The organism is Phocaeicola coprocola (genome assembly GCF_041333015.1).
Taxonomy (GTDB): Bacteria; Bacteroidota; Bacteroidia; order Bacteroidales; family Bacteroidaceae; genus Phocaeicola; species Phocaeicola coprocola.
The window spans coordinates 2,072,843-2,085,694 of sequence record NZ_JBGKGM010000001.1 but is presented as its reverse complement, the minus strand read 5'-3'; the positions used below and the strand labels follow the sequence as shown (position 1 = coordinate 2,085,694).

The window sequence follows — 12,852 nt, the reverse complement described above, 5'->3', positions numbered from 1 at the left end:
AGCAAAAACAAAGAAATGCCCTTGGAGGAATTTTTATATCTATCAAAATAATCAGTTACTTTCTTTCATTCTGCCGACTAATGTTCCCCAACTATTTCGAAGGCTCTCATTGTCAACTTTATGGTTGTATGCTTGTAACGCACCTTTGGGAACGATAACTTGTTCAACTTGTTCCGGTAAAGAATAAATTTCTAAAGAAGGAGGTTCCGGTGCATTCACGGTAAACACCTTCACAGAACTGTTACCTAAAGCATTAAAAGCTAAATACTTCAGATTTCGACCAAGAGTAAGAACATCAAGGTGAACATTGGCAGAGAAAAGAGTTTGCCCTACAGATTCAACACTTTCCGGAAGTTCTACAACAGATAAATCCGGACAATATTGGAAAATACCATGATGCATAATACCTGTCACTCCCTGCTTTAAGATACCGGTACTTTTTACCTGACGCAGATTACGACACAAATAGAAAGCTCTTTCTTCTATCAGTTCAATACTATTCGGTAAAGTCACTTCACGTAATCCTGATTCACGGAAAGCTTCAATCCCAATTTTCTTCAGAGATTCAGGAAGAGCTATCGAACGTAAGTTGTCTGTATGCAATAACGACTGACTGCTTATTTCCTCCAATGAAGCAGGTAAAACAATCGTTTCTGCAGCAACATTCGAAAGTGCCCGCATCGGTATAGTTTTTATTTGGGTATGTCCTAAATCGAGCTGAATCAGATTCCGGCAACCATAAAAACAATATTCACCTATCTTTTTCAGACTTTCAGGAAAGACTATTTCCTTCACCGGATTGTTTGAAAAGGCATCAGCCTGAATTTCCTCCAATCCTTCATTTAAAATGATTTTATTGAAAGAACAAGAAGCAAAAGCAGAAGAGGCAATTACCTTTACATCGGTTGGAAGACGATATTCCTCCCCTTCTTTCATTAAAACTTCTGTCAGTACTCCGTCTTTGATTACATAGTCAACCACTTTAATTGTGAAGCTGGCTTGCTTACCATCTATAACAATTGTTACAGGAAGTTCTTCTGATACATTTTCTGTCGAAAACCCTAAAATATTATCAGCCGAAACAGACAGCCTTTCCCGCTTACCATTATCGTATATACCTTCCACAACAAGTCCTTCCAGGTTTAAACCAGTATCAGCATGAAGTAAATAAGTCGTTTGCACAGGAAGAGACACAATCTCTATACGTGTAAGAGTACCTTCCGGAGTTGAAGAAGAATCATCTTTTCCATGCTCGTCCGAGCTTCCATCCGACGGAGATATTGTCTGTTTCCGCTCTTCAACTATCGGGTCTTTCTTACAAGCAACGACAAGTAATACTGAGATTACAAGAAGTAAGGAATAACAAAGAAATCGCTTCATAAAATCTTCACTAAATAAAAAAAATGATAAAACAATAATGTATAATAACCATTTCGGCGAACTTTTGTTCAGCAGCTTTTCCTTTTTTATTCAAAAATACCTCCATCCTAGTAATCATGCTTTCCATTATAAAGCAAACTAACAGTTTTTTCAATAAGCCTTTCGGTTTTCCGCATAATTTTATGTATGTTTGTAACAGAAACCAAATACAACATTTACATTTATGAAAAAGACATGGATTATCATTATTGCCGTAATAGCTGTTATTGCTGTTTACGGAATTTCTTCGTATAACTCAATGGTATCACAGGAAGAAGCTGTAGGAACAGCATGGAGTAATGTAGAAAACCAATACCAGCGCCGTGCTGACTTAATACCTAATCTGGTCAATACCGTCAAAGGATATGCAGCACACGAAAAGGAAACGTTCGACGCTGTTGTGTCTGCTCGTGCCAAAGCAACCCAGACAACGGTAAGCATCGACGATCTGACTCCAGAAAAGATGGAAGCATATCAGCGTGCACAAGGTGAAGTAGGCAGTGCTTTGAGCCGTCTGCTTGCCGTAACAGAAAATTATCCAGACTTGAAAGCCAATGAAAACTTCCAGACACTTCAGGCACAGTTGGAAGGGACTGAGAACCGCATCAGTGTGGAACGCCGTAACTTCAACAATGTAGCACGCAAATACAATACAGCAATACGTCGCTTTCCGAAAAATATCTTTGCCGGTATGTTCGGATTCGAAAAGCGTCCTTATTTCGAAGCTCAGGAAGGAGCCGAACAAGCTCCTGAAGTTAAATTCTAACAAGAATGAGAAGAATCATATCGCTTGCACTGCTGCTTTGCAGCATCTTCACCACACTGTGGGCACAGTCGCATGCCTATAAGGTAGAAGAAATACCGATGGTTCACCTGCAGAACCGTACCCGCTATGTCAGCAATCCCGATGGAATATTGAGTGCCGGTGCAGTAGCTGCGATGGACACTACACTTTTTGCTTTGGAGCAACGGACTGGTGTTCAAACGCTAGTCGTAGCCGTAAAGCAAATAGACGGAGGTGACTGCTTCGAATTTGCTTATCAGCTGGGAGAAAAGAACGGTGTGGGAGAAAAAGGAAAAGACAACGGACTGGTTGTCCTGCTGGTTACAGAAGAACGTTGCATTCAGTTTGCCACAGGATATGGTCTGGAAGGTGTTCTTCCTGATGCTGTCTGCAAACAGATACAAGTAAGGTACATGAACAAATACCTGGGAGAAGGCAACTGGGATGCCGGTATGCTGGCAGGTATTCAAGCTATCAGCCGCCAACTGGACGGAACAGGTGAACCTCCCGTTCCCCGGAAGGAAGAAGAAACAGATTATTTACCTCTCATCATCCTGATATGCTGTTTCATCATTGTGCCTACACTTTTATGGTTCAGCGTACGACAACGCAAGAGATGTCCACAGTGCCATAAACATACGCTTCGCCAGCTTTCCATACGAACGATATCACGTATGAACGGCATCCGCACTGAAGAAATCGTGCTACACTGCACAAACTGTGGACACATTGTCCGCCGACAAAGACAAGTACGTGACGAAGACGATTTCCATCACCGTGGAGGCAACGGAGGTCCTTTCCTTGGCGGACCGTTCTTCGGAGGAGGTTTCGGAGGTAGCGGCGGTGGAGGCTTCAGTGGTGGCTCTTTTGGCGGAGGAAGCTTCGGAGGAGGAGGAGCTGGAAGCAAATTCTAACTAAAAACGAACATTAAAGAATCTATGTACAATAACACTTTTGGAAACATATTCCGTCTGACTAGTTTCGGCGAATCACACGGAAAAGCTATTGGCGGAGTGATAGACGGATTTCCGGCAGGCATTACCATAGACATGGAATTTATACAAAAAGAACTGAACCGCCGCCGTCCGGGACAGTCTGCCATTACAACTGCACGTAAAGAAGCTGATGAAGTAGAGTTTCTTTCAGGCATATACGAAGGAGTATCAACAGGATGCCCTATCGGATTTGCCGTATGGAATACCAATCAGCACTCAAACGATTATGACAACATGAAAGATGTCTATCGTCCTTCGCACGCAGATTATACTTACACCCAGAAATATGGCATACGCGATCATCGGGGCGGAGGACGTTCATCTGCCCGCGAAACAATAGCCCGTGTAGTGGCCGGAGCATTGGCCAAGCTTGCCTTACGTCAGTTAGGTATCAGCATTACGGCATTTACTTCACAGGTCGGTCCGTTTAAACTGGATAAAGACTATACAGCTTACGATTTAACCAGCATAGAAAACAACCCGGTACGCTGTCCTGACCAGGATCTGGCACGCCAGATGGCCGATTACATTTTCCGTATAAAAGGAGAAGGCGATACCATCGGCGGTGTAATAAGCTGCGTCATCAAAGGATGTCCCGTCGGACTCGGGCAACCAGTATTCGGTAAGCTGCATGCCGCACTGGGAAATGCGATGCTCAGCATCAATGCCGTAAAAGGATTCGAGTATGGACAAGGATTCAGCAACATGGAACTGAAGGGAAGTCAGCAGAATGATATCTTTTATAACAATAATGGAGAAATAGGCTTCCGCAGCAATCGCTCGGGAGGTATTCAGGGAGGTATCAGCAACGGACAGGATATCTATTTCCGGGTAGCATTCAAACCTGTGGCAACCGTTCTCATGGAACAGCCTACGGTAGACATTCACGGAAATGAAACCATTCTGAAGGCTCGCGGACGACACGATCCTTGTGTACTGCCCCGTGCTGTACCCATCGTAGAAGCTATGGCTGCCATGACATTACTCGATTATTATTTACTCGATAAAGCCTCAACATTATAAATCATAACCATGGAAATCAAACAATACATCAAAGAAAACGAATCCCGCTTTTTAGAGGAACTCTTCAGCCTGATTCGCATACCCAGTATCAGTGCCCTGCCTCAACATAAAGATGATATGCTTGCCTGTGCCGAACGCTGGCGTCAGTTGCTTCTGGAAGCAGGAGCAGACGAAGCAATGATTATGCCTTCACAGGGCAATCCGCTTGTCTACGCAGAAAAGCGCGTCAGTCCCGATGCACCGACCGTACTTATTTATGCTCACTACGATGTCATGCCTGCCGAACCGCTTGAACTATGGAAGAGCCAACCTTTCGAACCGGAAGTGCGCGACGGACACATTTGGGCACGTGGAGCCGATGACGATAAGGGACAAGCTATGATTCAGGCAAAGGCATTCGAATACGTAGTAAAAGAAGGGCTGCTGAAGCACAATGTGAAATTTATTTTCGAAGGAGAAGAAGAAATCGGCTCACCCAGCCTCAATGCTTTCCTGAAAGAGCATAAGGAATTGCTGAAAGCCGACGTTATCCTCGTTTCAGATACAAGTATGCTTGGAGCCGACCTGCCATCGCTGACAACCGGACTACGCGGACTGGCTTACTGGGAAATAGAAGTTACCGGCCCGAACCGTGATTTGCATTCCGGACACTTTGGAGGAGCTGTTGCCAACCCGATAAACACGTTATGCAGCATGCTTGCACAGGTTATAGATGCAGACGGCCGTATCACCATTCCTCACTTCTACGATGATGTAGAGGAAGTACCAGCAGCTGAACGCGACATGATTGCCCATATTCCTTTCGATGAAAAGAAATACATGGAAGCCATCGGTGTAAAAGCGTTGAAAGGTGAAAAAGGTTATTCTACTCTGGAGCGCAACAGTTGCCGTCCGTCGTTCGATGTTTGCGGAATCTGGGGAGGATATACGGGAGAAGGTTCAAAAACCGTTCTTCCATCGAAGGCATACGCCAAAGTATCTTGTCGTCTGGTTCCTCATCAGAACCATGAAGTCATCTCAAAACTGTTTGTCGATTACATTAACAGCATCGCTCCTGAATATGTACAGGTAAAGGTTACTCCTATGCACGGAGGCGAAGGCTATGTATGTCCGATATCTCTTCCAGCTTATCAGGCTGCCGAAAAAGGATTTACCAAGGCATTCGGTAAAAAACCACTGGCTGTACGACGCGGAGGAAGTATTCCTATTATCAGCGATTTCGAACAGATTCTGGGAATCAAAACTGTCCTGATGGGATTCGGCCTGGAAAGTGATGCCATTCACTCACCCAATGAGAACTTCTCGCTCGACATTTTCCGTAAAGGAATAGAAGCTGTAGTAGAATTCCACAAAGAGTTCAGCAAATAACAACAAATACATTAAGTAGCAAAGAGACTTTCTGAAAAACGAAAGCATTTGCTTCATCTTTATAAAAAACCCTCCCTGTTTCAGTCCTCATTTATTATGCAAGACTAAAACAGGGAGAGTTTTTTATCTGTACCCCAAAGTTTTGCAGCTGTTAACGCAAGCGTAAGATATCTCCAACTTTCGGTGCTGGAGAATCAGGGTCCATATTGTTCATCTTATACAGACGCTCCAGTCGTACACCAAACTTCTGTGAAATGCTATACATCGAATCACCGCTACGAACAACATATGCAATATGATCTTTAGTAGCACGACGACGCTTTTCTTCCAAATATACGATTTCACCACCGCGGAATACATAGTCCTTAGGCAGTTCATTATATTTACGCAACTTACGGTGACTGATATCAAACTCTTTTCCCAATGACTTGAATGTATCTCCACGACGTGCTACGACATAAAGAAGTTCGTTTGCCAGATAAGGCTGATGAGGATTCGGGAACTCTTCCGCCCATTCCAGTCCCCCTTTATGATCGTACTTATCCAAGTCATACAATTCTATGATATTAATCAGACGATTGGCATACTGCGGATCGGTAGCATAACCAGCTTTTTTCAATCCCCTTGCCCAGCCTTTATAATCAGTAATTTTCAAACGAAACAAAAACGCATAGCGCGCACCCGAACGTAAAAATTTTGAATGGTCGCGATAAGAGTCCTTCGGATGCTTGTAAGCACGAAAACACTCATTACGCGCATCATCGTCATGACGTACGGAACGTCCGTCCCATGAACCGCCACACTTGATACCAAAGTGATTGTTCGATTTCCGCGCCAACTCACTTTTTCCAGCTCCCGACTCCAGCAGTCCCTGTGCCAGCGTAATACTTGCCGGAATACGGTAATGCTTCATTTCATCTACAGCGATACCCCGGTATTTATGTATATAGTCTTCGTATACTTTGTTACGCTTTTGTGCCGACGTAGAAACCGTAATACACATCAGGCACATAAATATCAACCAATGAGATAGTTTCATTCTTCTTTCCGTTTAAATTAAAGCAGGGCAAAGATAAACTATTTACACGAATAATACCACAGATGATAGGAAATCTCCCTTTTTTTCCTTACATTCGTATAAACTTTAACCCCCACTGCCTATGAAAGAAATAAAGATTGAAATAAATATCCGCGCTTTACGTTACGAAGAACTGGACGAAAAAGACCGTAAGCTGATAGATGCTGCCAAAGAAGCTACGGCACGAAGCTATGCCCCTTACTCACACTTTTCGGTAGGAGCAGCAGCTTTACTGGCAAACGGTGTGGTAGTAACCGGAAGTAATCAGGAAAATGCTGCTTACCCGTCAGGAACATGTGCCGAACGTACCACGCTCTTTTATGCCAATTCACAATATCCGGATCAGGCAGTAGACACACTTGCCATTGCAGCCCGCAGCGAAACGGGTTATCTCGACTCCCCTATTCCCCCATGTGGAGCCTGCCGTCAGGTTCTTCTGGAAACAGAACAACGTTTCCACCAGCCCATGCGGATACTGCTTTACAGTAAAAACGACATTTATGTACTGGAAGGAACCAAAGACTTGCTTCCGCTTTCATTCGGAGGTGAATACCTGAAAGTCTGAAGAGTTTTCCATCGGCAGTCATTAAGTCCGATGAAAACAAAATAAAAAAACGGAGAAGTGACCCCGAAACAAGTTCCACTTCTCCGTTTCTTTGTTATTTCATTTCCTTCTTATTTATCACCATACATGCGTGCACGCATTTCTTTAATATGATCGGAAGTGATATATTCATCATATTCCATCATCTTATCGATGATACCATTCGGCGTCAATTCGATAATACGGTTCGCTACTGTTTCGATAAACTCATGGTCGTGTGAAGAGAAGAGTACGTTACCCTTATAAATCTTCAAGTTATTGTTGAATGCCTGAATAGATTCCAAATCCAGGTGGTTGGTCGGAGTATCCAGAATCAAACAGTTCGCATTGCGAAGCTGCATGCGGGCAATCATACAACGCATCTTTTCACCTCCCGAAAGTACGTTGACTTTCTTCATCACTTCTTCACCCGAGAACAGCATACGTCCCAGGAAGCCTTTCATTTCTACTTCATTGCCCTGACCATACTGGCTCAACCAGTCTACCAGATTCAGGTCGCAGTTAAAGTAGTCTGTATTATCGAGCGGCAAATAAGCTGTTGTAATAGTCACACCCCAGTTATAGTGTCCGGCTTGTGCCTTACGATTGCCGTTGATAATTTCGAACAAAGCAGTCATGGCACGCGGATCGCGACTCAGGAATACAATCTTATCTCCTTTTTCTACAGTAAAGTTCACATCATTGAACAAGACTACGCCGTCTTCTGTTTCAGCACGCAAACCAGAAACTTCCAGAATCTGATTTCCCGGTTCACGATCCATCGTAAAGATGATACCCGGATATTTACGAGATGACGGTTTGATTTCATCCACATTCAATTTCTCCAACATCTTCTTACGGCTGGTAGTCTGCTTCGACTTAGCCACATTGGCAGAGAAACGACGGATAAACTCTTCCAGCTCCTTACGCTTTTCTTCAGCTTTTGCTTTCTGGTTCTGCTGCTGACGAAGTGCCAGCTGACTAGATTCGTACCAGAAGCTATAGTTACCGGCAAAGAGATTTACCTTGCCAAAGTCAATATCTACCGTATGCGTACAAACTGAATCGAGGAAGTGACGGTCGTGGCTCACAACCAGCACAGTATGTTCGAAGTTAGAAAGATATTCTTCCAACCAAGTTACCGTATCCATATCCAAGTCGTTGGTAGGCTCGTCCAGCAACAGGTTGTCAGGATTTCCAAACAATGCCTGAGCCAACATCACACGCACCTTTTCCTTACCACTCAGATCACCCATCAGTGTATAATGCTTGTCTTCCTTTATTCCCAGACCGCTCAGCAAGATAGCTGCATCACTTTCAGCATTCCATCCTTCCAATTCAGCAAATTTTTCTTCCAGTTCCGCCGCCTTAATACCGTCTTCATCGGTAAAATCTTCCTTTGCATAAAGGGCTTCACGCTGCTTCATGATGTCCCACAGTACAGTGTGTCCCATCAACACGGTATCGAGCACCGTATGGGCATCGAACTTAAAGTGGTCCTGACTCAAGACAGAAAGGCGTTCGCCCGGTCCCAGTGTCACACTTCCTTTCGTAGGGTCAAGCTCTCCCGAAATCACTTTCAGAAAAGTAGACTTACCCGCACCGTTAGCACCGATAATACCATATATATTACCATTCGTGAACTTCATGTTCACATCATTATACAACACTCTTTTTCCAAATTGAACGGCTACGTTTGAAACTGTAATCATTTCTTTCTATACCTATTTAAAAATTAATCGGATGCAAAGATAATATAAAAAAGTGAGATACAGAGCAAAGCAAAGCGTAATGATTGAGGATAATAAAAAGAAGGAAGTCAGACAAGGGGAATTTGGAGGAATCAATCGGAACTGATACTTTTGCAAAATACTTTCAAAAAGACCTGCCGATAAGGTGTCAAAAACTTCAGCAAGAAAGGATTATTTTTCGTACAAAAAATAAAAAAAGATCTCGATGTTTTGTATAAAAGATGCTGAAGAATTAATAGCAACAAAAATTGAAACAAATGAAGAAATCTACCTGGAAAAAACATCATAAATGGTTCGGGCTGATATTTGCCTTTTTTATTATCTTGTTTGGTGCTTCGGGCATTGTCTTGAACCACCGGCAGCTCTTTTCTGATTATCAGATCAGCCGGAAATGGCTACCCGACGCCTACCGGTACAAGAGCTGGAACAACGGAATGTTGCGGGGAACTCTCTCCTGTCCTCCCGGTATCTGTCAAGAAGACAGCGCTATCTTATTGTTTGGCAATGCCGGCATTTTTCTGACCGACCATGATACTACTACGTTTGATGATTTCAACCGTGGTTTTCCTCACGGAGTCGACTGGCGTAACATACGGGGAATAGCGATTACTCCTCAAGGAGATTTATTCGCCGCCGCTCAGTTCGGACTTTACCGCTACAGCAAAAAGGCAGGATGGCAAGCAGTCAGGCTTCCTCTGCAAAAAGGGGAAAAATTATCGGACATCACCACGCTCGGTGACACCTTGATAGTCGTCGGGCGTTCCTGTTTGTATTACGCGACATCGCCTTACCGTCATTTCAGCCCAATCATTCTGCAAGCTCCCGAAGAATACAATGGGAAAGTTTCATTATTCCGCACCATCTGGCTGTTGCACAGTGGTGAACTGTTTGGAACTGCTGGCAAACTGGTCATGGATACGCTGGCAGTAATACTGATCATCCTTTCGGTAAGCGGAATCTTCTACTGGTTTCTACCCAAGTATATTCGCCGGATAAAACAAACCGGACGTTCAGCAACAACAAGTATTGCCTTACTGAAAACATCTCTATCGTGGCACGACAAGATAGGCAGAACGACTATCGTGCTGACACTCTTTATAGCCTTGACCGGATGGTGTCTGCGCCCTCCGGTACTGCTGGCACTGGTTTACGGAAGAATACCTGCCATACCTTTCACACAGCTTGGCTCGCCGAATGCATGGAACGATAAATTACGGATGCTCCGCTACGATGAGCAGCAAAACGACTGGCTACTTGCTACTTCGGAAGGATTTTATTCTCTTAAATCATTTCAGAGTACTCCTGTAAAAATATCCAAGACACCTCCCGTAAGCGTCATGGGAATCAATGTCCTAAAACAAGACAAACAGGGAAACTGGCTTACAGGTTCTTTCAGTGGAATGTATGTGTGGAACAGACATTTGGGAAACATTACCGATTTCTTTACCGGAAAAACAGCTCCAGAAGCAGCAGGACCACCGTTCGGCAATCATGCCATCACCGGATACAGCAGTGATTTTGACGGTAAACTCTGTATTGCCGAATACGAAAAAGGCAGCGATTTTGCATCGATGCCTGCCAACATGGAAACGCTTCCCATGTCGCTATGGAACTTTGCCCAGGAAATCCATACCGGACGCATTTATACAGTTTTAGGTAAAGGAACACTGGTCTTTATCTTTTTTGCCGGACTGGGAGTGTTATGGAGCCTGATTACGGGATATATCATCAGACGGAGAAAATCATAGAAAAGAAAAGCGGCATTTTCTTTTTCCCTTTCATCGGGAAAAGAAAATACCGCCTTTGTCATACTATCTGCACTTCCGTGGAATATTTTCCCGGAATAAGTTTACATTACAGAGGTTTATACTCTACAAAAGCTTCCATAGCTTCGTAGCATGCCAGACCAAGGCTGTCGTACAACGATGCAGTACCACGATTACGGTCTTCACTACGTTGCCAGAACAAACGTTCGTCGTTGCCCAGGAAAGGCGCACTTTCCATCTGTGACTGATGCTTCAAGATAGAGTTACGTTTAGCACGCAATTCCTCCGGACTCAATGGTACAGCCATCTCGATGTTTTCAATTTCCCATTCAGCCCATGCGCCACGATACATCCATATGCGGCAGTCTTTCAGCCATTCAGCTCCAGCTTTCTTCTCTTCGTCGATAGCAGCCAGTACAGCATCAGTACAAACTCGGTGTGTTCCGTGTGGGTCTGCCAAGTCACCAGCTACATAAATCTGATGAGGTTTTACTTCACGAAGCAAATTCATCACAATGTTTACGTCAGCTTCGCTGATAGGATTCTTCTCGATACGTCCTGTTTCGTAGAACGGAAGGTCGAGGAAGTGAACACGTTCCAACGGAATCTGATTGTATGTAGAAGCAGTGCGAGCCTCACCACGGCGAATCAAACCTTTGATAGTAAGAATATCGCGGGTATCCATGTCGCCTTCTTTCTTACTCAACAGGAACTTCTTGATTTCCGCATATTTGTTCTTAATGGTTTCATTCTTGTTCTCATCGAACAACTGGTTGAAACCGTTTATGAAATGCATGAAACGTACAACTTCTTCATCGCCTACAGCAATGTTTCCTGAAGTTTCGTAAGCCACATGAACCTCATGTCCCTGCTGTACCAGACGACGCAATGTTCCTCCCATAGAGATCACATCATCATCCGGATGCGGAGAGAATACAACTACACGCTTCGGGAATGGTTTAGCACGTTCCGGACGATAAGTATCGTCTGCGTTCGGTTTTCCACCCGGCCAGCCAGTAATTGTGTGTTGCAGGTCATTGAATATCTTAATGTTTACATTATATGCAGAACCATACAACGCCAACAATTCGCTCAAACCGTTTTCGTTATAATCCTTGTTAGTCAACTTCAAGATAGGCTTCTTGGTAAGCAGACACAACCAAACGATAGCACTACGAATCAGCTTGTCATTCCATTCGCAGCTTGTTACCAGCCAAGGACGCTGAATACGAGTAAGGTGTGCAGCAGTAGGCAGGTCAACACAAACGGTTGCATTCTGATGCATCTGCAAATAAGAAGCAGGAAGTGAATCAGAGATTTTGTCTTCTACTGCTTTCTTGATGATGTCAGCTTTTTCTTCTCCCCATGCCAACAAGAATACCTTACGGGCTTCCATGATAGAACCGATACCCATTGTGATAGAACATGGAGGCAGATTGTCTACTCCCAGATTATGAGCAGCTTCAGAACGTGAAGTAGCGTCTATCAAAATCAGTCTTGTCTGAGAAGTAGCAGCCGATCCTGGTTCATTCATTCCGATATTACCTTCACGACCTATTCCCATTACAGCAATATCGATACCACCATAAGTCTTGATGCGCTGCTCGTATAAGTGACAATGATCTATTACACCTTCTTGAGGAATAGTGCCGTTCAATGTAAATACATTCTGCGGATCAATATCAACTTGTTTCAGGAACAGTTCGTTCAACTGGTTGAAGCTGCTGTTATTAGGCTCTGTCAATGGATAGTATTCATACAAGTTGAATACTACAACATTGCGGAAGCTCACACCTTCTTCCTTATGTCTGCGAACCAGTTCCGCAAACAGCGGGCGAAGTGACGCACCAGTACCTGCGGCAATAGTGCAAAACTTACCGTCACGCTGACGTTCCTGTACCTTGCGGATGATTTCATCGGCAATGCATGACACTCCTTCATCTACTGTTTCATAGATATTGGTAGGAATCTTCTCGAAACGTGTCAGTACAGAACGTTCAATCGTATTTTCTGGTTTATAATATCTGGTAGATACTCTGTTCAGAGATATCTGTGAACTAAGGTTAGTTCTCATAGGCAATTCTC

At 43.9% G+C, this 12,852-nt stretch carries 10 protein-coding genes; 6 read left to right on the top strand and 4 right to left on the bottom strand.

Annotated features, from left to right (window positions below; translation table 11 throughout):
- Positions 1–51 precede the first annotated feature (51 nt).
- The gene (locus ACDG22_RS08550; RefSeq protein ID WP_178269807.1) at positions 52–1,380 is read right to left on the bottom strand and encodes a leucine-rich repeat protein; all 1,329 of its coding nucleotides are present in this window, start codon (positions 1,378–1,380) and stop codon (positions 52–54) included.
- Between the two features lie 223 nt (positions 1,381–1,603).
- Here ACDG22_RS08550 and ACDG22_RS08545 point away from each other — a divergent pair, with 223 nt between their 5' ends.
- From ACDG22_RS08545 to ACDG22_RS08530, 4 genes are read left to right on the top strand one after another with little or no spacing between them, the layout of a single operon-like run.
- Positions 1,604–2,185: a LemA family protein gene (locus ACDG22_RS08545; RefSeq protein ID WP_007564815.1), complete on the top strand. Its 582-nt coding sequence runs from the start codon at positions 1,604–1,606 to the stop codon at positions 2,183–2,185.
- A gap of 5 nt (positions 2,186–2,190) precedes the next feature.
- Positions 2,191–3,117, top strand: coding sequence for a TPM domain-containing protein (locus ACDG22_RS08540; RefSeq protein WP_178269808.1), 927 nt, complete (start codon positions 2,191–2,193; stop codon positions 3,115–3,117).
- Positions 3,118–3,141: 24 nt separating this feature from the next.
- Entirely contained in the window at positions 3,142–4,221 is a 1,080-nt protein-coding gene (gene aroC / locus ACDG22_RS08535; protein WP_022125848.1) for a chorismate synthase, read from the top strand.
- A 9-nt stretch (positions 4,222–4,230) separates the two neighbouring features.
- A complete protein-coding gene (locus tag ACDG22_RS08530) occupies positions 4,231–5,589 on the top strand; it encodes a dipeptidase (protein ID WP_007564818.1) in 1,359 nt (452 codons plus the stop codon).
- Between the two features lie 151 nt (positions 5,590–5,740).
- On the opposite strand, the gene ACDG22_RS08525 is transcribed toward ACDG22_RS08530, so the two are convergent.
- Positions 5,741–6,628, bottom strand: coding sequence for a glucosaminidase domain-containing protein (locus tag ACDG22_RS08525; RefSeq protein WP_007564819.1), 888 nt, complete (start codon positions 6,626–6,628; stop codon positions 5,741–5,743).
- Positions 6,629–6,749: 121 nt separating this feature from the next.
- Between ACDG22_RS08525 and ACDG22_RS08520 the strand changes: the two genes are divergently transcribed.
- Positions 6,750–7,232: a cytidine deaminase gene (locus tag ACDG22_RS08520; protein WP_007564820.1), complete on the top strand. Its 483-nt coding sequence runs from the start codon at positions 6,750–6,752 to the stop codon at positions 7,230–7,232.
- 110 nt (positions 7,233–7,342) lie between these two features.
- On the opposite strand, the gene ACDG22_RS08515 is transcribed toward ACDG22_RS08520, so the two are convergent.
- The gene (locus tag ACDG22_RS08515) at positions 7,343–8,962 is read right to left on the bottom strand and encodes an ABC-F family ATP-binding cassette domain-containing protein (protein WP_007564822.1); all 1,620 of its coding nucleotides are present in this window, start codon (positions 8,960–8,962) and stop codon (positions 7,343–7,345) included.
- Between the two features lie 296 nt (positions 8,963–9,258).
- Between ACDG22_RS08515 and ACDG22_RS08510 the strand changes: the two genes are divergently transcribed.
- A complete protein-coding gene (locus ACDG22_RS08510) occupies positions 9,259–10,749 on the top strand; it encodes a PepSY-associated TM helix domain-containing protein (RefSeq protein WP_178269809.1) in 1,491 nt (496 codons plus the stop codon).
- A 106-nt stretch (positions 10,750–10,855) separates the two neighbouring features.
- Here the strand turns inward: ACDG22_RS08510 and ACDG22_RS08505 are convergent, their stop codons facing one another.
- The gene (locus ACDG22_RS08505) at positions 10,856–12,841 is read right to left on the bottom strand and encodes a glucosamine-6-phosphate deaminase (RefSeq protein ID WP_007564826.1); all 1,986 of its coding nucleotides are present in this window, start codon (positions 12,839–12,841) and stop codon (positions 10,856–10,858) included.
- Positions 12,842–12,852 lie beyond the last annotated feature (11 nt).